The sequence below is a fragment of the Rheinheimera baltica genome (assembly GCF_030731985.1).
Classification (GTDB): Bacteria; Pseudomonadota; Gammaproteobacteria; order Enterobacterales; family Alteromonadaceae; genus Alishewanella; species Alishewanella baltica.
The window spans coordinates 310790-334253 of record NZ_JAPJDY010000004.1; the positions used below are offsets into that span (position 1 = coordinate 310790).

A 23464-nucleotide genomic window follows, 5' to 3' on the forward strand; every position below is an offset into this window, starting at 1 on the left:
AAAGTGACAACGATATCGCTTCAAGCATAGCCTTGCACAGTTGTACTCTGTTAACATTTGTACAAAGCATATGCAGTTAAGAGGTAGGATGATGAACTGGTTACGTCAGTGGTTTGAATATCCGGCCGATCCTATGTTGCTTGCAGGTAGTTATGACCCTGGTTTGGTACTGCTATCATTTTTGATTGCTGTTTTTTCCTCAGCTATTGCAATCCATGTTACTGCGCAAGCGATAAGTGTTAAGAATAAAAACATAAGAATGTTGATGCTGGGCAGTGGCAGTATTGCCTTAGGTGGTGGTGTCTGGTCTATGCACTTTATTGGCATGTTAGCGTTTGCGTTGTGCACCAGCGTTGAGTATCACCCCGGACTAACTTTTTTATCTATGTTGCCCAGTATTGCTGCATCTTGGGTGGCATTGGAGCTGATTAGTAAAAAGCATTTGCATCGCATGCAATTGCTAATTGGTGGCGTATTAGTTGGTGCGGGTATTGGCACTATGCATTATATGGGCATGGCGGCTATGCAGATGTCGGTTGCGCTGCGGTACGATTTACTCATATTTTCCTTATCGATTGTCGTGGCGGTAGTGCTGGCTATTGTGGCACTGTGGGTGCGCTTTGGTTTGCGTCGTTTTAACTTGCGGCCGCATTGGCTTACCCTAATAAGCAGTCTGGTAATGGGCGCCGCAATAAGCGGTATGCATTATACCGGGATGGCAGCCGCGCGTTTTGTGCCACCACAGGGGTTTACTGCAACAAATGACAGCAGCGATATTTCCTGGCTATTGGCGCTGGGTGTAGCTTTTACCACGCTATTGATTACCGGATTAGTGGTCGTGCTAAATTTACTGCTGAAATATCGTGAGCTTAATCATCAGGTTAAGGCTAATGAAACCCGGCTGCTGGCGATGATGGATACTGCCGTTGACGGCATTGTTACCATTAGCAGCAAAGGCTTGATTCAGGGCATTAATAAAGCGGCTGAAAAAATTCTTGGCTGGAAAGAGTCAGAGTTACTGCAGAAAAACGTTAACATCCTGACTCCTGCACTTATTCGTTCAGAACACGACTCTTATCTGCAAAATTATTTACGTACCGGCATTGCTAAGATTATTGGTGTGGGTCGCGATGTGGATGCTCTTCATAAGAATGGTTATACCGTACCAATACGCCTGGCAATTGGACATGCCAAATTGGCAGAAGAGGATATTTTTGTCGCCTTTATCACTGACATTAGCGCACGGTTGCAAATGGAAACGGCGCTGCGTGAAAATGAGGCTAAGTTCCGCTCTCTCATCGGTAATATACCCGGCGCAGCCTACCGCTGTTTGTTCAATGACAGCTGGGACATGCTGTTTATAAGTGATGCAGTGGAGTGGTTGTCAGGCTATCCGGCGAGTGATTTTATGCTGCCATCGGCGCAGCGTAGCTGGTCTGATTTAGTTCATCCGGCTGATAAAGCCACAACCACCCAGTTAGACTTGTATCAAGGCAGCTTTACGGTTGAGTACCGTATACGTCACAAAGACGGCAGTTGGCGCTGGATTTTAGAGCATGGCGAAGCGATAAAAACGGATACGGGCGATGTCGTTTGGCTGGACGGTTTCTTAATGGATATCAGTGCTCGTAAGCAGATGGAGCAAGAGTTGGTTCAGGCTAAAAACATTGCAGAACAAGCTGCTGAAGCCCGTTCAGCTTTTCTTGCCAATATGAGTCATGAAATTCGCACGCCGATGAATGCGATTATTGGTTTTAGTGATTTAATGTTGTCATCCGGTTTGCCCGAACAGCAACAAAAACACCTGCAAACTATTCATAGTGCCGCCCGTTCCTTATTGCATCTGCTTAACGACATTCTTGATAGTGCCAAGCTGGAAAAAGGCAAAGTTGAGTTGGAATATGCTGATTTTTCTTTACCGGCGCTGTTGGATACTGTGGTGTCTACCTTGTGGTTGCAGGCCCGTAAGAAACAATTACAACTCACGTTAGAGCTAGATGCTGCCGCGGCTGAGTTTTACTACGGCGCGCCAGATAGGTTGCGTCAGGTGTTAACAAACCTGTTGGGTAATGCGATTAAATTTACCGAGCAGGGCAGTGTAACGGTGAAAGTGCAGCTTGATGCGCCATCTGAACTCACATTTAGCATTATTGACAGCGGCATTGGTATTTCACCACAACGTTTGCCGTACATTTTTGATGCCTTCACCCAGGCTGATGCGTCGATGAGCCGTCGCTTCGGTGGCACTGGTCTTGGCACCACCATAAGTAAGCAGCTTGTTGAATTGATGGGTGGCCATATTAGTGTGCAAAGTACAGAAGGTGTTGGTAGCTGCTTTAGCTTTACCTTGCCACTTAAACCGGGCACAGCACTACCACAACGCAATATTGATCATGCGTGTGCATTACCGCCGTTGTCGGTGTTAATAGCGGATGATATACCGCAAAATTTAGAATTATTACAGCTGTTGTTGGAGCGTGCCGGACACAAAGTGGTGGCTGTATCAGATGGCGGGCAAGCGCTTGTAGCGGTGCAGCAACAACCGTTTGATGTGGTGTTGATGGACATTCAAATGCCAGTAATGGACGGTTTACAAGCCTGCAAGTTGATTCGGCAGTGGGAGCAGTCACTACCGCGAGAGCCGTTGGCCATTATCGCACTGACCGCAAGTGTGCTGGATGAAGATAAAGAGGCAGCTAAAGAAGCCGGTATGCAGGGGTTTGCCAGTAAACCCGTTGATTTTGAAATGTTAAGTGCAGAAATTGCCCGCGTATTGGATTTAGATGTTGGTGCGCTACCCTCGGTTATAGCCGCAGAGGCTCAGCCACTGCAAGTACTCAATTTGTCCAAAGCGTTGCTGTTGTGGGGCTCGCTTACGCATTACCTGCCCCAACTGGAACAGTTTTTACAGCAGCAAGAGCCCGTGTTGGCGCAAGCGGCAGTAAACCTGAAAGCAGCTCAATTAGATGAATTACAAAAAGCGGCGCATGCTATCAAAGGGGTGAGTGCTAATTTGGCGCTGGAGCAATTAAGCAAACTGTGTGGTGAGTTAGAGCAGGCAGCTCGTCAGCAGCAGCAAGATCGCGCAGAAAACACGCTGCAACAAATATTGCAAAGCTGGCCTGAACACCTGGCAGCTTGCCAACAGTTGCAGCAACAACCAGACAGTGTTTCAACAAAGACGTTGCAACCGCTCGATGATGTCGCCCTTGCAGCTTTGCTTAGTCCTTTATCTCAGGCCCTGCAAAGACATGAAATTAATGACAGCGTACTGGCACAGTTAGAACGTTATACTGGAATACATGAAACACTGATCCTATCTTTGCTTGATGCAGTAAACGAATTTGACTTTGCCAGCGCTATGGCAACCCTAAATCAAATACAACAGCGGATAAACGCAGGATAACACCGATGGCCGAGAAGCAAACCCTACTGCTGGTAGACGATGAGCCCACCAACTTGCGCGTGCTGCGGACGGTGTTGCAAGACGAGTATCGGTTGTTATTTGCCAAAAGTGGTGAAGAAGCGTTGCAATTGATACAGCAACAGCAACCTGATCTTATTTTACTCGATGTAATGATGCCTGGTATGACGGGCTATGACGTTTGCGCCCGGTTAAAAGCCGATCCTGCTACGCAGCGATTGCCGGTTATTTTTGTCACTGCGTTAAAAGACGAAGTGGATGAAGCCAAAGGCTTTGAAGTGGGGGCTGTAGATTATATTGCCAAGCCCATTTCGCCAGCCATTGTTCGCGCCAGAATCAAAACGCATTTGTCGCTGGTACGGGCGGATGAACTTAAACAAACCCGGTTGCAGGTTATCCAGCGCCTTGGCCGCGCGGCGGAGTATAAAGATAACGAAACCGGGCTGCATGTTATGCGTATGAGCCATTACGCGCAGGTACTGGCGCGCGCTTATGGTTTATCTGCACAACACGCTGAAGATTTACTGCATGCAGCCCCCATGCATGACATTGGCAAAATAGGTATCGCTGACAGTATTTTGCTAAAACCAGGCAAGCTTACCGTAGAAGAATTTCGCGATATGCAGCGCCACCCGCTTATTGGCGCGGAGATTATCGGTGACTGTGACTCTGATCTATTGCGAATGGCAAAAGTGGTGGCGTTATATCATCACGAAAAATGGGACGGTAGCGGTTACCCGCATGGCCTGGCTGGCGACGCCATACCGCTGGAAGCGCGCATAGTGGCAGTGTCAGACGTATTTGATGCGCTCACCAGTGCCCGGCCGTACAAACAAGCCTGGAGCATTGAAGACACCATGGCACACATGCAGGCGCAAAAAGGCCAGCATTTTGAACCGCGGCTAATTGATCTGCTTGAGCAACAGTTGCCGGCTATTCTGGCTATCAAGCAGCGCTGGGCCGAGTAGCAGACCTGCTGACCACTGACACTGCACTTCGATGTCGTAAATCATTAATTTTTCGGTAAGAAAACCATCATATAGCTGCTGTACTGTAGCGCCGTTCCTGTTAGCGGGATGCAGTGCTTCGGTATGTCTTAGCTTATTGTTGCCCGGCAGCACTGCATCGAGCCATTAATCCGATAATAACCGTGCGCGCCAGGCCGGGTTGCTGTAACAGCGGCCGGGCCGGCGATAGCTATTAGCAGTGGGTAAACACATGCAGTCCTCTATTAAACACAACGACATCAGCAAACTAAACAAAACACTATTAAGCCGTGCCGTGCAGCAGATACTGCTGGGCGGTGCACTGGCCGTAGCCGCAGCACCGCTGTTGGCGCAAGCGGCGGATAACAGCACAGAACAAGCGGTAGAAGTTATCTCGGTAACCGGCAGCTACAGCCGCAGCCTCGAGCAAGCGGTAGATTTGAAAAAATCGAATATCGGTTTTTCTGATTCGGTTGTTGCCACTGATGTAGCTGACTTTCCCGAGCAAAACCTGGCCGAAGCGCTGCAGCGTATGCCTGGCGTTACCATAGAACGTAACAAGGGCCTGGGCAGTAAAATTAACGTGCGCAGCTTGCCAAGTGAATTTACCCATGTGTCTATCAACAACCTGGCGACAGCCTCAGGCAGTGGCGGCCGCGATGTAGAGTTTGATATTTTTGCCTCGGAAATTATTCAAAGCGTAACGGTGCAAAAATCGCCAACGGCAGCAGATGAAGAAGGTGGTATTGCCGGTTCGGTAATGATATCTACCGCGCGGCCGTTTGATTACAGCGAGCGCAAACTGATTGTGTCTGCCGAAGGCGCGCATAATTCTATTTCAGAAGAAATTGATCCTAAGTTCTCCTTTTTAGCCAGCGACACCTTTGGTGATTGGGGCGCGTTAGTGTCGTTCTCTAAAGCCGGTCGCACCAACAGAACCGATTCGAATTCGGGCATTAACTTTCGGCCGATGGGGCGCTTTTTGGAAGCGACAGGGCCACGCTCTGAGCAAGCTGCCGCGGTGCTGGAACGTGATGCCGGTGTAATGGTGAGCGATCGCAGCGATAAGAACGAAACCAACCGGATTATTTTTCAGGATAAAGTTGGCGACCGTTTGTACCTGAATGACCAGGATAAGTGGGGCGCTACCGCGTCGCTGCAGTATAAACCCGACAATGATTTCAGCCTGACCTTTGATGCGATGAAAGGCGGCTATGATGTCACCGAAGATGAATACGATGCCGCGGCTTACACCGCGTCCAGCCGCAGTACGCTGGAAACGATTCACGATTATGACGACACCACTTTGGCGCAGTACGGCATTATTGTGCTGACCGATGTGTCTTACACCGCTACTCAGCACGAGTTTTTAAGCAAAGAACGCATTAACAACACCGATTACTCGCAGTACAGCCTGGCGCTGGACTGGCAAACCAATGGTTGGGATATCAACGGCCTGGTTGGCTTTTCCGGTGCAGAAAAATCGCAGGATTATGCCAACCTGAAACACGTAGCCTATGCGCCGTCACGTAGCCGCTGGACTGCTAATGGCGGCGAAACGGTGGTCAGCGCTAACCCGGCCAGTATCGATATGTACAACTCACCGGACAGCTACCTGTTTGAAGCATATGAGACTGAGCTGGAGCAGGTTAGCGACGATAAATATGCTGCCCAGCTGGATTTTAAAAAGTCACTTGAGCTGGATTTTATGCCGGCGCTGAGCAGTGTGCAGTTTGGTGTGCGTTATACCGATAAATCGAAAAAACGCCAGTTTGGCGGTGCTAAAATACAGGGGCCGGCTGCCGGTGATGCTTCCTGGGTTAATAACCGCACCCTGGCCGACAGCGAGCTGCAATGGGTAACCGATATAGTACCCGGTGGTGCCTATAAAGCCAAAGATCTGAACTGGATGCAGGTATCGAACGATTACGCCCGCAGCACCTTCCGTTATACCGGTTTCAGCACGCCGTTTAACGAAGGCGATTACTACCGTGTAGATGAAGAAGCGCTAAGCTTGTATGCCATGGCAAACCTGGATTTTGACCTGGCCGGTAAACCTGTAACACTGAATGCCGGGGTGCGTGCCGTAGATACTTCTGTGCTGTCATTTGGTTATCACCAGGTGCAGAACGAAGACGGCTCTAATGGCTACACAGATACGCCGATCTCGAAAGAAGGCAGCTACACCGATGTGCTGCCCAGCCTGAATATGACGGTAGAGATTTTGGATGATGTGCTGTTTCGCGCTGCGGCGTCTGAGACGCTGATGCGCCCGGCACTGACTAATATTGCCTATAAGCGTTCGGTCAGCTGGAATGAGTTCCGCTTTACCGACGGCAACCCGGATTTGCAGCCTACCTATGCTAAACAATGGGAAGCCGGACTGGAATGGTATCTGCAGAATGGCGGTATTCTGGCAGTGTCTTATTTCTGGAAAGATATCGAAGGCGTGGTGCGGCAGGAGCTGACCGGTGTGGTTGAGGATGTAGAGAAACTCAATGCTAACGGTACTCTGGATGGCTACTATGATTTCGATGTATATCAGCCGGTTAATGCTGATGGCTCTTATAAAGTCACCGGCCTGGAGCTGATAGCGCAACTGCCGCTTAACATGCTGCATCCGCTGTTAGACGGCTTTGGTATTAATGCCAACTATACCATGCTGGATAACTCCTTAACCGGTTCATCCGGTTTGGATATTCCTACGCCGCCGGAAGGCCTGGCCGACAGCACGTACAACTTTACGCTGTATTATGAGAATGACCGCTTCGATGCGCGCATCTCTTATAACTACAAAGATAAGTATGTTGAAGTCATTGAACGTAACCTGTACCCGGTGTATCGCGACGCCTACGGCCAAACCGATATCGCCATTGGTTATAACCTGACTGACAATATTAAACTGAGCTTAAAAGGTATTAATATTACCGATGAAGCCACCACCGGTTATACCTTAACGCCGCAATTCCCGGTAATGAACGAGTTCTCCGGACGCCGTATCAGCTTAGGCATCCGCGCAGACTTCTAAAACACACCGGCCGGTACTACAGTTTATGCTGTAGTGCCGGCTGTTTTATTGGCGCAAAAGGTTCGTTTATGTCACTTAATCCACGTTTTAGCCCTATGCTGGCGCTGTTACTGAGTTTTAGCAGCCTGGCCGCTTCTCCTGTTTCAGAGCACAACGCAGCGCAACCGTTGCAAATTGCTTTTATGCCGGATATTCATTTTCACGATATTTACGCCAATTTTAACGATGCTGCTTTTGCCGGCTTACCTAACAGCCTAAGCGGTAAAAATGCCACTATCCGCACTATGGCGGCACAGCTTAAATCGACGCGCTTATTTAACGAAAACTACTTTGCCTTGCTGGCAGCACTGGACGACGCGGCCGCGCGCGGCGTTAAGCTGATAGCGCTGCCCGGCGACTTTAGCGACGATGGCCAGCCGCTGCATGTGCGTGGCCTGGGAGCCATTTTACAGCATTACAGCGACACGCACGGCATGCAGTTTTTTGCTGCGCCCGGTAACCACGACCCGGTAAGGCCCTTTAGCCGCCCGGCCGGTAAAAGCGATTATTTAGGTGCAGGCGGTTACCCACAGCCAATTTACAGCCCGGGCAGTGAGCCGTGCGCCGCTAAATTGCCAGCTGTTCTGAGCAGTGCACAGCTGCCAACCATCTGCAGTGAAGAGGTAAAAGAGCTGGGCTATAAACAGATTATGGCGCAGCTGGCGCCATTTGGCTTTTACCCGCAGCCGGGCTATCTGTATTGGGAAACGCCGTACAGCGGTTACAGCGAGCTTAATTACAGCTTTAAACTGGCCAGCGGGCAGGCTGCTTACAGCCAGCGTCAATATGAGATATGCCTGCAAGGCACCGGCGGGCGCTATAAGCAGCCAGGTTACAGCCAGTGCAGCATGGTGCCTGACAGCAGTTACCTGGTAGAGCCGGCGGCCGATGTATGGTTGCTGGCAATAGATGCAAACGTGTATTTGCCACAGGCAACCGGCGATGGTTATGCCGGGGCCGGCAGTGCCGGTTATAACAAGATGTTTAGCCATAAAACTCAGGTAACCGACTGGATAGCTCAGGTAGTGCAGCGCGCAGAGCAGGCCGGCAAAACCTTAATTGCCTTTAGCCATTACCCGATGACAGAGTTTTACAATGGCCAATCCGATGCAATAGCCGCGCAATTTGGTGCCGACAGTTTTCAGCTGGCGCGCCGCCCGGCCGACAGCGTAACTAACTTGCTGGCCGCTACCGGCTTAAAGCTGCATATTGGCGGCCATATGCATTTTAACGACACCGGCATTAGCCGCAGTGTGGATGGCAAAGTGCTGGTGAATGTGCAGGCACCGTCGCTGGCAGCTTATGTGCCGGCGTATAAACTGGTTAGCATTCAGCCGCAGCAAAAAGTTACAGTGCACACTGTGGTACTGGATGATATTCCGCGCTACAACGAGCTGTTTCAGCATTATCAGCAGGAACATGACAGCCTGACTAAACAAGGCGCGCCGTTGTGGAATAAAGCGATTTTAACGGCAAAAAACTACCGTGAGTTTACCAACTGGCACCTTAGCGAATTAACACGGCAACGCTTTTTACCGCAAGACTGGCCGGCACCGCTGCGCGAAGCGCTACTGGCATTAGACGGCCGGCAACTGCTGCTGTTATCACAACTGCAAAACTTACCGCCATTAGCCCAACTACCGGCTGAACTGCCAGCCTTACAGCACAGCCCACACTGGCAGCAGGCGTTAAAGGCAGCCGATACATTGGCGATAGATGCCGGCTTTACGCTGCAGCAGTTTGCCGGCTGGAGTGGCTTTGATTTAGCACTGGACTTTTACCGCCTGCGTAATGCCGGCAGCCTGGCGTTGCAGGATATCAGCCCGCAGCGGCTGGCGCAGTATCAGCTGCTTACGCGCTTACTGGCGGCTAAAGCTGCAAGCGACAGCAGCGGCTTTGCACAGCAGTTTGGCGGTGTGTTTCAACTGCTGCAGGCCTTTAGCCATGGCGGACACGATATGCACTTTATGCTGGATTTAACCAACGGCAGCCTTAGAGAACTAAGCCGGTAATCGTGACGCCGGCGCAGCAGTGTGCGCTGCCGTGCCGGTTTACCTCGGGCTTTATGGCGCTTCAGGTTTCACCCTGTTTAGCAGCTCGTCATAACGTCCAAGATCAAGAAAGGCAATAACTTCTGTTGCTTGCTGTCCGTTCATGCGGAAGATCCAAACATAACTGTTTTGATAGGGCTGGCCATCTTTAGCGGTGCCGGTGCCATCCCAGTGGATTATCACATCATTACCTTGCGCCCAGATATCACGCACTGTGGGCTTTAGCGGGCCAGCCATGCGTTCGGCAAAGGGTTTTACTGCACGGTTAATGAAGTCGTCGCGGCCATGGTAACTGCCAGCGGTCGGGCCGGAGCCTTTAATGGTCCAAACAGCATCTGGTGCCAGCATATCGGCAAAAAAGCTGCTGCCACCGGCAGCCCAATTGGCAAATGCCTGACTGACAAGCTGCCGGTTTTGCTCCGTTATCTGAGTGGATGTTTGCGCTGCTGCCGCGGACACAACGGTTAAGGCTGAGCATAACTCAATAGCGGCACCTAACCTGTGGGTAGCGCCGGTAGTAAACCTGGTTTTTGCTACTGAGATTGTCATAAAGTGGCCCTCTGTTGAGTAAATTTACGCTAACCAGCATGGCATTAACGGTACGTTGGTAAGTAGAACAATAGTATCGAGCTATTGCCCAATACTATTTTGTGTTTGCTGTTAATAGTTCGCTGAATAAAACCAACCGGAGAGATACTTGCAAGCTACCGGCTAAAGGTTTACTTTCCTTAAAAAGGTATTTTCTTAACCGTACTACAGGGAGCAGTAATTGAAGGATATTCACGCTGAGAAAAAAATAGCTGTGCTGATTGATGCAGAAAATGCGCAGTATTCTGTATTAGGAGCTGTGTTGTCTGAGTTGGCCAAACATGGCCATATCATTGTGAAAAAAGCTTACGGTGATTGGAGTTCAACCCACCTGAAAAACTGGAAAGAAACACTAAACGAGTTAGCGATTAATCCGGTGCAGCAGTTTTCTTACACCCAGGGTAAAAACTCATCTGACGCGGCCATGATTATCGATGCGATGGATCTGCTGTATTCAAATAAGTTTGATGCTTTTGCTCTGGTATCCAGCGACAGCGATTTCACCAAACTTGCCTCCCGGTTAAAGGAATCGCAAATCTATGTATTTGGTGTAGGTGAACAAAAAACACCTCTGGCATTTCGTAATGCCTGCGATGATTTTATTCACACCGAAGTGTTACGCGCCCCAGAGTTAGATGAATCCGCTGAAGTTGCGCCAGCCAAGCTGCAGCCACATTCTAATGGCAGTAAAAAGTCTAAACGTGAGTTATGTTGTGATGCGCGGTTAATAAACATTTTACGCAATTCAGTGCGGGATAACGCTGATGTTGAGGGTTGGGCGCTTCTGGCAGTCTGCGGCTCATTGATAAAACGACAGTATCCGGACTTTGACGCCCGCACTTATGGCTACCCAACTTTTACCAAGTTATATGAAGCGACGGAGTTGTTTGATATTGAAAAACGTAAGTCTGGCAGTGCGAAAGCTTTGGATGTTTACGTGAAAGATAAGCGTGCCTAGTTTGCTGAAGCTAATAGGATATATAGCCGACTTATGAATGATGTTAATGATGAAGATTACTTTGTGGCGATATCTCTCACCGATGAAACATCGACGATAGAAAATATTCCCTGCAAGATATTTTTACCCAAGAACCGGCAGGAACCAGTAAAACTTATTGCAACGACCGATGATCCGGGGATCTCTAAAGCTCTTAGAAAACAAAAGCTTTCGAAGTTAAATACTAAAGTTGTTGGTCTGGATAGTCGATGTGAGGCAGACATTTTTGCTGACAAGGTTATGATTCGGAATTTACGCACACGCTTTTGGGGGCCTGGGAAGCTTGTGACACAGGCTGAGCTTTACTATAAAAATCTCTATGTCAAAGGGTATGCGCCTGAATGTGATCATCAGGTCGAGAACAACTTCACATTTTGGCTTTCACCGAATTTTGTACTTAAACCGCATAATTTTGAATGTCCAAAGAGGGATGGATCAATCGAGGTTGAGTTCTCAAACCCAATTCAATACGAATTATCGAAATTTGGAACGGTTTTATTTTCACAGGCTTTTCGATTCGAGAGAAAAGAAGAACAACTAGTAAGACATGCTTGTTTAACAGCTAACCTAGTTATGGATAAAGGCAGAGTCTTTACAGCTGATCTTGCAGGGGAGCTTCTAAGTGAACTTGAAGATTTTTTGCTAATTGCTTCCTTGGTTTCAAATGAGCGAACTTTATGCTTCGGTTGGAGCTACGAAGATAACCGAGGGGTTACCGATTTATACAGAGGCAATATGCCAATTGTAGCAAGGAATCCGTACAGCTATGAAAAATCGATAATCGATAGAATGCTAGCTAATGAGTTCATTTCTAATACATACAGCGTATTTGTAAAATTCAACAATAGACAGCATATCCGTGATGCGATCTATGCACTCGTACCTATTAAAAAGCCTACATTAGAGCTTGAGTTTCTGGCCTATTTTTCAGCATTTGAAGCAATTCTTCTCGAATATAAACGAGCAAATGACGCAGAGCTTGTTCTTGATGAAGGTCAGTTTAAATCCTTTAGAAAGTACCTTGAAAATTGTATCAAAAATAGTGACAACCCAGTTCCTCTTAATAAAGGACAGAGAAAACTTCTCTATGATAAGTTAGGTGAGTTAAATAGAGTCTCTTTGCAAGAATCTTGGATTAGCTTCCGTAATTTTCATCAGCTTGATATTTCGGACTTGTGGCCTGTTTTTTCGGATGATGGGCAAGGTCTGACATTATCAGAGATTCGAAATCGGCTGATTCATGGCGATACAGTGGGTATCGATTTCATTGACGCACTGAGTATTGCAACTATACATTTACGGTTCGTGTTGTGTCGTTGTTTGTTAGTCAGTCTCGGCTGGGACGTTGTAAACAGTAAGACTAGTAAGGAGTATTTACGTCTAAATTTCGGCAGGATACTAGATGTGTCTGCTATCAGGATAAAACATAAGTGATAAGCAGATGACCAATCAAAGCTACTTTCTAATGATTATTTTACTACTTAGTTTTGCATTTACCGCAAACGCTTACGACTCGTCTTATCTGGACGATATTGACTCCATTTTCTGGCAGCCGCAGGGACAAAAAGGTGCTGTGGTGTATCACAGATTTGATGATTTTTATGCGCTACGAATGTTTATTGATAGCACTTTGATGACTGCGCCGGTGCGACCGGCCGTCGAAGCGGATTATGCCGGTGCAGAAAAACTGATACTGATGTTGCCACTGCGGCAGCAATTGACAGAAGTGCAACTGTCTGCGAACCATTTGCTGTTTAATGACAAGGTATACTTGGCTGATACTGCCCAGCTTGCCCGCTGGATTAACACAAATAGCAAACGGGCAAGTCGTGGTGATACTACCTCTGAGAAGTTGTTTCAGCGCTCTGTTGCCAACTTTGGCGCTGACTTTGAGCAATAGCCAATAGATCTGCTACTCAACATATATTTCTTTACCCAGTGCTAATTTGTACGCGTCGGTTTTTGCGGCGCAGCTGTCGTACAGTTGCTCCAGGATCTGCATATCGGCGCTATTTTGCTGTTTAAGTGCTACAGCCTGTTCGGCCAGTGGCAGTAAATTTGGTGCCGGCTCTTCGCCTTTCAGATAAAACAACACTGAGGCTGCGCTGGTGTTAGCTGCGCCGGCCTCGTTCAGAGCTGTCACCAGGTTTTCACTGGCATCGCCACACACTGTGCGTAGCACCGGCCAGGGGCTATCTACTATGTCTGCCAGCAGGGCGTCGGCAGTAAAGGTTTGGCACAATGCGGTGACGTCGCTGCTGATTTGCTGTTCGGCTTTACCTTGCTGCCAACCCTGATAGGCCAAGGCAATCAGCTTAGCACCAGCACTGTTTGGCAAGCGGCCGAGGCGCTCTGTAGTCATATTCAGCGGATGGCCCATTTCCAGCCAGGTTTGGGCACCGTAAACGGCAGAGGGAGTGTCGATAGCGCATTGATCAAATTGAGCCAGTGCCGTTAGCGGGCAGCACAGCAACGGCAGCAAATACAGGTTACGCAGGGCAAAGCGGGGCATAGTAACAATCCTTATTTAATATCAGTGCGCTTCAGTGTTAGCCATAAGGTTTGAATTGGCAAGATGCGCCGCTATGCAGCAGCGACAACCGCTAAGGTTTTACCCTCAGCAGCTGATTGCTCAGCCAGCTCAAGCAGTTGCATTACCGTGCAGGCTTGCTGCGGCGGTACCGGGTTTGGGCCTTTGCCATTTATAGCCGCCACAATGGCCGTGTAATACTGCTGATAACAGCCTACTGCGGTGCTGTACGGCGTAACCTGCTCTGCCAGGTACAGCAAGCCGGGTTGGGGGTCGATGCCCCAGCCAGCAGTGGCTGGTGTTAAGCCTTGTTTTAGCTGATCTTCCTGAATATCCAGACCAAACTTTTGCCAGCTGCCGTGCTGTGCCTGCAGCGTAAAGCGCGGCGATGGTGCGGCGGCCAACATAGAGGCACCCAGGGTTACGCTAAAGTGACCGTAATCCAGCAACACGCTAAACCAGTCTGTTGTTGTTGCATCCGGCCGAACGGTTTTTAAACTGGCGCTAATCGTTTGTGGCAGGCCAAATAACACCAGACATTGATCCAGCAGGTGCGGGCCTAAGTCAAACCATAGCCCAGCACCCGGGCCAGCTTGTTCACGCCAGCGCTGGCGCACTTCTGGCCGGAAGCGGTCAAAGCGGGATTCCAGATGTGCAATTGGGCCCAGCCGACCACTGTTGATCAAGTGCTGCAGGCTTTGAAAGTCGGCATCAAAACGGCGGTTATGAAACACGGATAACAGCAGATGTTGCTCTTCAGCTAAGGCGGTTAAGGCGTTGGCTTCTTTAACAGTAAGCGCAAAGGGTTTATCCACCACGACGTGTTTGCCAGCGCGCAGCGCCCGTTCAGCTAAAGGCGCATGGCTATCGTTTGGGCTGGCAATAACCACCAAATCAATATCTGGCAATTGTACGGCCGTTTCGTAATCGGTCAGCACGATAATATCAGCGCCCAATTGCTGCTTAACCTGTGCCGCCTGAGATGAGGCAACATGCGTCAGCTTAATACCATGCGTTGCGCACAGCAGCGGCGCATGAAAGGTTTTGCCGGCGTAACCATAACCCACCAGCAGGGTACGAAGTTCAGAGAATGTTTGCATGCCAAGTTTAGCCTCATTGGTATAAGGGCTTACTTTGCGAAAATTAGCACAATTGTGCAACTTCAACTTTTCTGAAATATACGTTTCATATATGATTCGTATATTGTTGTGAGGCAAAATAGGAACATTGTATTGGGCATTGTTAAAATTGCAGATGAACTGCACGAGGAAATTCGAAAGGCTAGTGGTGCTATGTCGCGTTCTATTAATGCGCAGGCCGAATTCTGGCTGAAAATGGGCATGTTAGCCGAATTGCACCCATCACATAATTATCATCAACTCGTGGTGATGATGTTACAGCAAGCCGACGTGAAACTGGCAGGAGGCGCAGATGAACGGCGTTCAGCTTAAAACCGCGGCAGAGTTGGCGTTGCAACGAGAAGCAGGCCGACTATTGGCACAGGTATTTGCCATGTTGGACCAAAGCATTGTGGCGGGTATGTCGACTTTGCAGATAAATGATCTGGCAGAGCGCTATATTGTCGATGAATTGCAGGCACGGCCTGCCAGTAAAGGGCAGTACGGTTTTGCCTACGTACTGAATACTTCGGTAAATGATGTGGTGTGTCATGGCGTACCATCAAGTACGCAGTTGCTAAAAGATGGTGATATTATCAACGTAGATATTACGTTGGAAAAAAATGGCTTTATCGCAGACTCCAGCAAAATGTATGGCGTAGGTAAGCTAAGCTTTGTGGCGCAGCAATTGGTAGATGATTGCTACCTTGCATTGTGGCTGGGCATTAACGCAGTAAAACCCGGCGCCCGCTTGGGTGATATCGGCTTTGCTATTGAGCAGTTTGCCCGCAGTAAGGGCTATAGCGTAGTACGTGAATATTGCGGCCATGGCATTGGCCGTGAAATGCACGAAGCGCCGCAGGTGCTGCATTACGGCGCGGCTGGCACAGGTATGCTGTTAAAACCCGGTATGGTATTTACCATAGAGCCAATGCTGAACCAGGGCAGCGCTAAAGTAAAAACCAAAAAAGATGGCTGGACAGTAGTTACCCGCGATAAAAAGCTATCGGCGCAGTGGGAACACACCATTGCCGTAACAGACAGTGGCGTAGAAGTGCTAACCCTGCGTGCGGAAGAACAAGCACAACTGCAGCAAGAAACATAAGCATAACTGTAAAATTGGCCATTTCTTCAGTGCGCTAATAGTGCTAGCGTGTAGTGACTTTTTCTTTTGAGGCCATGTTTATGCGTTTTTCAGCAACTGTTTTATGTATTCTGTTTAGTCCGATATTAGCGGCTAATAGCGCCTTGCCGGCACAGCCAGTGCTAACAGTTACACCAGCCATGCACCATGTGGTGGCTGCAGATGCAACGCTTGAGCAACTGGCCGAGGGGTTTAGCTGGGCGGAAGGGCCGATAGCTGAACCCGTTACCGGCGATATACTGTTTTCTGACGTACCTCAAAATAAAGTCTATCGCTGGAATGAACAACAAGGCTTAACAGTATATCTTCAGCCGTCCGGTTACACCGGTTTGTACCCACAGAATAACCGCCAACAGGGCGCGAACGGTCTGATCTTTAACAGTGAAAAGCAATTGGTGCTGGCGCAACACGGCGATCGCCGCTTAGCGCTGTTTAATGGCTTTGATAATGGTGTGCCGCAGTATCAAACTTTGGTGACAGCCTTTAACTGCAAGCTGTTAAACAGCCCGAACGATCTGGTGCAGCATAGCAGCGGAGCTTACTATTTTACCGATCCGCCGTATGGCTTAGCAGGCGGTGATAATTCAACAGAAAAGCAGCAAAGCGTAAATGGGATATACAGGCTGGCACCGGATGGCAATATCACGCTACTGGCTGACAATTTAACCCGACCCAATGGTCTGGCGTTTTCGCCGGATGAAAAGTGGCTGTATGTGGCCAATTCTGATCCTGCAGCGGCGCAGTGGTGGCGTTATGCGGTAAATAGCGATGGTAGCCTGGGTAAAGGTAAACTGTTTTTTGATGCCACCGTCCAGGTTAAGCAACTACCAGGTTTGCCAGATGGTTTAAAAGTACTACCGTCCGGCGTATTACTGGCCACCGGCCCCGGTGGCGTCTGGGTAATCTCGCCTGGCGGTGAGCATTTAGGCAGCATACAAACCGGTGTTGCCGCGGCTAATGTTGCGCTAAGTTTGGATAACAGTTGGCTGTATATTACTGCTAGTAGTTACTTGCTTAGAATTAAGCTGCAGCAATAACAACGGCTATTCCCAACGCGCGTCATCTTCGCTGATGTTAAAAGCGATGGCCTGGCCTTGCACCGTAAGCTGAACAACCTGCTTAGGCGAGCCGTCGCTATGAAGCTCTACCAAACCTATGCCGGCTTGATTCAGCAAGCGCTCGCCAGCTTTAGCATTGTCAGGTTTGTGCGGCACTATTTTCATACTACGGCGTTTGGTCAACCAGTTAAGTGGCGAGCGCGGCGAGTATAGCCAGCGGTTTAGCCGGTCTAACACATCTAACAATTTGACCGGAAACTGGTTTTTTAAACCGCTACTGGTAATTTGCCAGATATCAGGGCCGTCTTGCTGGCCGCGCAGGTTAACCTCGTAGACAAAAGAGTAGTGCACATCGCCAGATAAAATAACAAAGTGCTTCGGTGTTTTCGGGTGGCGAAACAGATTCATCAGTGCGTAAGCGGTGCCGCGGTGTGCCATCCAGTTTTCAGCATCTACTAATAGCGGTTTGCCAAAAAACGTAAACAATTTTTGAATGCCCTCAATAAGCTTTACGCCAAACACTGGCGCTGGGGACACCAGAACCACCGCATCGTGGCCGATTAAATCTTGCTGAAGTTCGGTAATGGCTTCCCAATCTAGCAGGCCAGAGGGTTTACCTAAGGCGATTTCTGAACGCCAGCGGCGGGTGCGGGTATCTAGCACCAGAAGAGGGGGCTCGGTAGGCCATTGATAATGCCATTGATTAAAACGTAACAAGTCGGTAATAAGTTGCTGGTGTTGCACTGAGCCGCTGTTGCTAAAGGCTAACTCTGCCTGATGTAACAGCTCGGGCGTAAACTTCTCTGGCGTATTGCCCCAACCCTGACACAACAAATAGCTAATCAACGCATTTCCAATAATGCGGCGGGAGAAATCATGGTTATAAGCGGTTTGCTCCCACTGTGCGGTTAGGTTCCAGTCGTCGGTGACATCGTGATCATCAAAGATCATGGCGCAGGGTAAATGCGCCAGTAAGCGTCTTACTTTACCCAGGCCAGCAGCAAACTGGTGAATAATCTGTTGCTGTGTCTGGTAGGTTTGCTGCTGCTCGGCACTCAGTGCGTTTGCCTGTTCGGTACTTAGCTCTGTTGCATCAGTTTGCCAGCCTGCAGGCGACCAAACCAGTATGTACATGCCCAGCATTTCTGCCAGGCTAATTAAGTGGTTGCGGGCGTTGTCAGAGGTAAAAACCGGCTTCTTCACGCCTTTAAATACCTGAGTGAGTACCGCCTGACTGGCCTCCGTTTTTGGCAGTAAGCTATCGCGCCGGTAATAGTAAGGGTGGCTAGTATGTAACTGTGCGGACTGGCTAACAACAGAGCAAGGCAGGCTTTCATCGGCAAAATCCAGTTGGCCGATAAGCTGATGAATAGCTTTTAGCATTGGCGCCGCAACATCATCAGCATAGATCTGATCGCCGCTCATCAGCAATAAAGCTGGCCATTGTTCTGGCGGATGTTGCTGCAGGTAATAATCAGCGGCTAGCAAACCGTCGTCAGAAGCAAAATGCGGCTTTCGACATGAGCCATGTAACAGCTTAGTGAGCTTGGTCTGAATAACAAAACCGGGGCTGCTACGATCGGGGTATATCAGATCAGGGGCCCATTGTTGCCAACCAAGCCAGTCCGGCTGTGGGCCGGCCTCTTTATTTGCTAGGCGTAAGTCATACCCGATCCAGCAGCCTTCGGGTAATGCTTGTGGTAATGGGATATGAATCAGCTGCAGAAACAGCTTTCCTGCGCAGCGAATGCTCTGAGTGTATTGCTGCATCTGTTGTGCACAGAAATAAATAGGCTCTGCGTTATCAGGTGTGAGGTCTAGTTGTAACTGCACTGGCTGCCTGGTTGCCAGCCATAGCGTAATGCTTTTCGCTGTGACTGCACGGAGCAGTGGCCCTGCCAAAACCATTGGCAGGGTGTGATCTAAGTTAACGTCTATTTCGCTAGCAGGCATTAACAGAATTATTCCCGTATTGGTCTTATGCATTCTGCAAAAGGCATCAGTATTACAACATTACTTATGGCGCTTGAAAATGCAATGAAAAAACAGAATACCTATCGTTTTGTCAGGTTAACTTGACATGGTCGTGATATTGCGCCATTGTGTCATACATACCTTACATATTGTAATGAGTTGGTGTCATATAATCTGTTATTCCATCAATAGTGATGGGCACACTTTTAGGAGAATGTTATGGCTAAATCAAAAGCTGAGATCACGTTCATGAAACGTTTTATGACGGCCATGGTTGTGTTTTTATTGTTAATTGCAATTCAAGCATTTTCGTTGGAGCTACTAAACATGCCGACATGGCTCAATGTAGCGGCGACGGTGTTGCCTGTCGCACCGCTAGTATGGGCATTTTTTATTTTCCGAACTCGCTATCGCACACTTGATGAATACATGAAAGCACTCACGGGTGAAGCGTTTTTATGGATGATTGGCCTTTTGTGCTTTTCATCATTTATCTACGGCATGCTGGCAATGAAGTTTCCAATGCCAGAAGTAAATCTAGCCTTTGTAATGCCTGCGGTTTTTGGTGGCCATGGTTTGATCGTTCAACTATTGGTTTGGAGAGACAATGAAGAATCGAATTAAGGTTTTGCGCGCCGAACGTGATTGGTCGCAACAAACATTAGCGCAGGAACTTGGCGTATCACGACAGGCGGTTAATGCCGTTGAACGAGGAAAGCATGACCCATCTTTACAGTTAGCATTTGATATTGCCAACATTTTTAATTTGCGTATTGATGATGTGTTTTTCCCAGAGAAAAAATTAAACACAGACAGCAACGAAGAAAGCTGAACCGAAACCGTATGCAAAGGCAACAACATGAATTACAAAAACTATAGCGGCTATTCAGGTGGATGAACTCGAGGTAAACCTAAAGCAGTTCCCACTTACAGTGTCTTTGACATTCGTCACTAATTCACATAGTCTTTCCAGCAGGCTGCAGAGACGCCTTTCCGCTTAAGATGATATCACTCTGACACCATGTTTTAATCAGTTCATTACGAACTAAGTAGGCTTTGCGGAATGCCATATATACTTAGAGGTAATTGAATTGTGACATCTCAAAATATGCGTCAGGAAAACCCTGAACACAAACTCACTCCTTCTTCACTTGAAAGCGAAAAGCTTCGCAATTTGTACGTTAAAATCGCACTGCCCATGGCATTTGGCATGGTTTTAAGTGGTTTATACAATATGGTTGATGCGTATTTTATCGCTCAATATGTTGGTGATATTGGCTTTGCTGCGGTTTCTGCAATCTTTCCATTGCAAATGTTAGTGATTGCATTGGGCGCTTTCATCAGCAATGGCGTCAGTATAGTTGTAAGTCAATATTGGGGGGCAGGGCAAAACTCAAAAGCACAAACCGTCATCAATAATGCTTTTACCCTGGTATTACTGCTTTCTATTGTACTTGCCATCCTGGTGCTAAGTGCTACATCACCTTTACTAAGATCAAGTGGCGTAACGGATTTACTGTTTGATGATGCAAGGGCTTATTTTATTCCAGTGACTATGGGCGCAGTACTCGTATTGAGTCTGTCATTGATCACAGACCTATTACGCGCGCAAACCAAAATGCAGAGCTTGCTGCTAATTATCATCTTAGGCGCCGTAAGCAATGTAATACTAGATTACTTGTTTATTGCCGTGTTCAACTTTGGTGTCAGTGGTGCTGCTTACGCAACGATAATATGCCAATTAATGGGGCTATTACTGGGCATACGTTTATTGAATAATCCTACGCCACTATTATCAATTGAGAAACTTAGCTTTGCCCTGAACTTTGGCATAATAAACAAGTTCCTTAGTATAGGAATGCCTGTCTTTATCTCCTATTTTGGTGCTGCAGTAGTGATGGTGTTTATCAATACGCGTATAAGTCAAAGTGGCCTGATTGGCTCAACTCAATGGCTCGCCGCTTATGGCATTGTGAGTAGGATCAACATCTTTTTGATTTTGCCCCTCATTGCAATAAGCCATGCCAGTCAAACTATCATTGCTCACAACTATGGCGCTAAGAACTTTTTAAGGGTGAAAAACGCAGCAATAACCGGCGCCTTTATGGCCAGCAGTTACCTGGCTGTGATGACATTGTGTTTGCAGGTTTTCCCCAGACAGATTATCACCGTATTTAGTCCTCAAGAAAGCGTGCTCGCAAATAGCGAAACCATCATCGGTACAATGTTTATGTTGCTTCCTTTGGCAGGGGTGAGTGCTATATGTATCGCGTTTTTTCAGGCGACGGGAAGGGCAAAAAAGGCGATGCTACTTTCTAGTGCGCAGATTTATGTCTTTTTACTACCGGCTATGATTTTCATTTCTGCTAAATTTGAGTTGAGCGCGCTGTGGTATGCTTTTCCTCTCACTCATGTTCTTTCAGCTCTGTTAGCGATAAGCCTGGTATGGACGCACTTGCACAGATTAATACCACAAAGCCTGGGTAGTATGGAGGAAAAGGCATAATGGAATTAGCATTAAATGAAGTAAAAGTTCAAGCCAAGAAGTTGCTCAAGGCTATAAAACGTGACCCGATACTGCAACAGCATATGGCACCTCAGCTTAAGCGCCTGGAGATCAAGGACGGCGATGACCTGCAATTAAAGCATTGCTTGACGATGCTTTCTCAACAAATAGGGTTCGCCAGCTGGCATCATGCCCAAAAAGTGCTATCCGGTAATGAAGACCTGCACAGTACACCTGATATGGGCAAGGTCTTCTATACCAAAGCCTGTGGAGGACTTATTAACCTGTGGTTTGCTCAATACCAACAAGCCAAAACTGTGTTAAGCGAAAATCCAAGTTCACGTTGGCTTATTCCTTATCAAAAACAATTTATTATTGTGGATAAAGACTACCTGAACTTACTCAAAGTGAGTAAGGGCTGTGAGGGGTACTGGCAAGACATCAATCATGATCTTTATGGGGGGTACAATAGCCAAGCTTGGGATAAATTAGCTTATATAATAATTCGAAACCGCACAGTTGACGGTGATACACCTTAGAAAAAATCACTGCCTAGCCAATATAGACAGTGATTGGTTATTTTCCAGGTTTATTGATATGTGTAGGATGCTTTTCCTACACTAGCCCCTAAGGGTAACAAATTCTTCGGCGCTAGTAGGGTGCAGCGCTACAGTGTTGTCAAAGTCAGCCTTGGTAGCGCCCATTTTTATTGCCACGGCAAAGCCTTGCAACACTTCATCCATACCCTCGCCAATACCGTGTAAGCCCACCACTTTTTCGTTGTCGCCGGTACATACCAATTTAAAGCGGCTAAGCGCCCGATGCGGGGTAATGGCGTTATACATGGCAGCAAAGTTAGAGCGGTATACTTTTACCTTGGAGGCGCCATATTGTTCAATCGCTTCTGCCTCTGTCAGCCCTATAGTGCCAATGGGAGGGTGGCTGAACACTACGGTTGGAATAAGTGAATAATCCATATGTGCATCGGGCAAGGCAGGGTTAAACAGCCGTTCGGCCAGCAAACGGCCTGCTTTTACTGCTACCGGGGTTAACTGGGCTTCGCCGGTAATGTCGCCAACGGCATAGATGCCATTAACATTGGTATTTTGATAGTTGTCGGTACGGATATAACCGTCTTTATCGGTTGCTACACCGGTCGCGGCCAAATTCAGCTTGTCTGTAGCCGGTTCGCGGCCAATGGCCCAAATAAGGCAATCTACGTTAGTAAACACGCTGCCGTTATCACAGCTAACGGTTAAGCTGCCGTCGCACATTTTTTCTACTTTATTAACATTAGATTGGGTGTGCAAATTCAGCTTATCCTGCGCCATGCGTTCAAGCAGCATATCGGTTATATCGCTGTCAAAGTTGCGCAGCGGCCGGTCTTTGCGTACCAGCAAATGCGTGTCGGTACCCAGCGCATGTAGCACACCAGCAATTTCTACTGCGATATAACCGGCGCCAATAACCAGGGCTTTTTTCGGCTGTGCTGTTAAGGCAAAAAAACCATCTGAGTCAATGCCGTGCTCTGCACCTGGAATATCAGGCCGTGTCGGGCGGCCACCTACCGCAATGGTAATATGATCAGCCGTTATACGCTCGCCATTAACCTCGACAGTCTTGGCATCCACAAAGGTGGCGAAACCTTCAATTACGTTAACGCCGTTACTAGCAAAGCCTTTGTGGTAGCTGGCATGAATGCGCTGAATATAGGCTTCGCGGTTTTGTACCAGCGTGGCCCAATTAAAGCTATTTTGTAACACATCAAAGCCATAAGCGGGACTGTATTTCAGCGCTTCAGCGATATGGGCTCCGTACCACATCACTTTTTTCGGCACGCAACCAACGTTAACACAGGTACCGCCAACGGCTTTAGCTTCGATAACCGCAGCGCTGGCACCGCGTTGTGCTGCGCGATTGGCGCTGGCAATACCACCGCTGCCGGCGCCAATGGCAAGATAATTAAAATGACGGGTCATAACACAGTTCCGGATAAATACACTGTGTTGTTTATAGGGTGT

At 48.2% G+C, this 23464-nt stretch carries 19 protein-coding genes; 14 read left to right on the forward strand and 5 right to left on the reverse strand.

Annotated elements, in window-relative coordinates:
- Positions 1-88 precede the first annotated feature (88 nt).
- The 4 genes from ORJ00_RS08860 (at position 89) to ORJ00_RS08875 (ending at position 9489) form a co-directional block, all read left to right on the forward strand.
- Positions 89-3406, forward strand: coding sequence for an MHYT domain-containing protein (locus ORJ00_RS08860; protein WP_305975448.1), 3318 nt, complete (start codon positions 89-91; stop codon positions 3404-3406).
- Between the two features lie 5 nt (positions 3407-3411).
- The gene (locus tag ORJ00_RS08865) at positions 3412-4392 is read left to right on the forward strand and encodes a response regulator (protein WP_306139600.1); all 981 of its coding nucleotides are present in this window, start codon (positions 3412-3414) and stop codon (positions 4390-4392) included.
- A 250-nt stretch (positions 4393-4642) separates the two neighbouring features.
- Complete coding sequence (locus ORJ00_RS08870; protein ID WP_306139601.1) at positions 4643-7438, forward strand: TonB-dependent receptor; 2796 nt, start codon at positions 4643-4645, stop codon at positions 7436-7438.
- 68 nt (positions 7439-7506) lie between these two features.
- Complete coding sequence (locus ORJ00_RS08875; protein ID WP_306139602.1) at positions 7507-9489, forward strand: metallophosphoesterase; 1983 nt, start codon at positions 7507-7509, stop codon at positions 9487-9489.
- A gap of 51 nt (positions 9490-9540) precedes the next feature.
- Here ORJ00_RS08875 and ORJ00_RS08880 read toward each other — a convergent pair whose 3' ends face one another.
- Complete coding sequence (locus ORJ00_RS08880) at positions 9541-10077, reverse strand: nuclear transport factor 2 family protein (RefSeq protein WP_306139604.1); 537 nt, start codon at positions 10075-10077, stop codon at positions 9541-9543.
- A gap of 220 nt (positions 10078-10297) precedes the next feature.
- Here ORJ00_RS08880 and ORJ00_RS08885 point away from each other — a divergent pair, with 220 nt between their 5' ends.
- Genes ORJ00_RS08885 through ORJ00_RS08895 form a run of 3 tightly spaced genes read left to right on the forward strand, consistent with a single transcriptional unit; the run spans position 10298 to position 13013 of the window.
- On the forward strand, positions 10298-11074 hold the full coding sequence (locus tag ORJ00_RS08885) for an NYN domain-containing protein (protein WP_306139605.1): 777 nt from the start codon (positions 10298-10300) through the stop codon (positions 11072-11074).
- 33 nt (positions 11075-11107) lie between these two features.
- Positions 11108-12547, forward strand: coding sequence for a hypothetical protein (locus ORJ00_RS08890; protein WP_306139606.1), 1440 nt, complete (start codon positions 11108-11110; stop codon positions 12545-12547).
- A 7-nt stretch (positions 12548-12554) separates the two neighbouring features.
- Complete coding sequence (locus ORJ00_RS08895) at positions 12555-13013, forward strand: hypothetical protein (RefSeq protein ID WP_306139607.1); 459 nt, start codon at positions 12555-12557, stop codon at positions 13011-13013.
- A 12-nt stretch (positions 13014-13025) separates the two neighbouring features.
- Here the strand turns inward: ORJ00_RS08895 and ORJ00_RS08900 are convergent, their stop codons facing one another.
- Together ORJ00_RS08900 and ORJ00_RS08905 are read right to left on the reverse strand one after the other, a co-directional pair.
- Positions 13026-13625 carry a hypothetical protein gene (locus ORJ00_RS08900; RefSeq protein ID WP_306139608.1) on the reverse strand — a complete coding sequence of 200 codons (600 nt, stop codon included), beginning with the start codon at positions 13623-13625 and terminating at the stop codon, positions 13026-13028.
- 71 nt (positions 13626-13696) lie between these two features.
- A complete protein-coding gene (locus ORJ00_RS08905; protein ID WP_306139609.1) occupies positions 13697-14743 on the reverse strand; it encodes an oxidoreductase in 1047 nt (348 codons plus the stop codon).
- A gap of 132 nt (positions 14744-14875) precedes the next feature.
- Between ORJ00_RS08905 and ORJ00_RS08910 the strand changes: the two genes are divergently transcribed.
- From ORJ00_RS08910 to ORJ00_RS08920, 3 genes are all read left to right on the forward strand, one after another.
- On the forward strand, positions 14876-15094 hold the full coding sequence (locus ORJ00_RS08910) for a ParD-like family protein (protein ID WP_306139610.1): 219 nt from the start codon (positions 14876-14878) through the stop codon (positions 15092-15094).
- Positions 15075-15866: a type I methionyl aminopeptidase gene (gene map / locus ORJ00_RS08915; protein ID WP_306139611.1), complete on the forward strand. Its 792-nt coding sequence runs from the start codon at positions 15075-15077 to the stop codon at positions 15864-15866. The genes ORJ00_RS08910 and map overlap by 20 nt, the downstream gene beginning before the upstream one ends.
- Before the next feature lie 80 nt (positions 15867-15946).
- A complete protein-coding gene (locus tag ORJ00_RS08920) occupies positions 15947-16942 on the forward strand; it encodes an SMP-30/gluconolactonase/LRE family protein (protein ID WP_306139612.1) in 996 nt (331 codons plus the stop codon).
- A 6-nt stretch (positions 16943-16948) separates the two neighbouring features.
- Here ORJ00_RS08920 and ORJ00_RS08925 read toward each other — a convergent pair whose 3' ends face one another.
- Positions 16949-18916 carry an alkaline phosphatase D family protein gene (locus ORJ00_RS08925; RefSeq protein ID WP_306139613.1) on the reverse strand — a complete coding sequence of 656 codons (1968 nt, stop codon included), beginning with the start codon at positions 18914-18916 and terminating at the stop codon, positions 16949-16951.
- 240 nt (positions 18917-19156) lie between these two features.
- Here ORJ00_RS08925 and ORJ00_RS08930 point away from each other — a divergent pair, with 240 nt between their 5' ends.
- The 4 genes from ORJ00_RS08930 to ORJ00_RS08945 all read left to right on the forward strand — a co-directional run bounded on the left by ORJ00_RS08930 (position 19157) and on the right by ORJ00_RS08945 (position 21982).
- Positions 19157-19561, forward strand: a complete 405-nt coding sequence (locus ORJ00_RS08930) for a hypothetical protein (protein ID WP_027671708.1) — start codon at positions 19157-19159, stop codon at positions 19559-19561.
- Complete coding sequence (locus ORJ00_RS08935; protein WP_027671707.1) at positions 19545-19769, forward strand: helix-turn-helix transcriptional regulator; 225 nt, start codon at positions 19545-19547, stop codon at positions 19767-19769. The genes ORJ00_RS08930 and ORJ00_RS08935 overlap by 17 nt, the downstream gene beginning before the upstream one ends.
- Positions 19770-20030: 261 nt before the next feature.
- A complete protein-coding gene (locus tag ORJ00_RS08940) occupies positions 20031-21443 on the forward strand; it encodes an MATE family efflux transporter (protein WP_306139615.1) in 1413 nt (470 codons plus the stop codon).
- Entirely contained in the window at positions 21443-21982 is a 540-nt protein-coding gene (locus ORJ00_RS08945) for a hypothetical protein (protein ID WP_027671705.1), read from the forward strand. The genes ORJ00_RS08940 and ORJ00_RS08945 overlap by 1 nt, the downstream gene beginning before the upstream one ends.
- Before the next feature lie 81 nt (positions 21983-22063).
- On the opposite strand, the gene gorA is transcribed toward ORJ00_RS08945, so the two are convergent.
- A complete protein-coding gene (gene gorA, locus ORJ00_RS08950) occupies positions 22064-23422 on the reverse strand; it encodes a glutathione-disulfide reductase (RefSeq protein ID WP_306139616.1) in 1359 nt (452 codons plus the stop codon).
- Positions 23423-23464 lie beyond the last annotated feature (42 nt).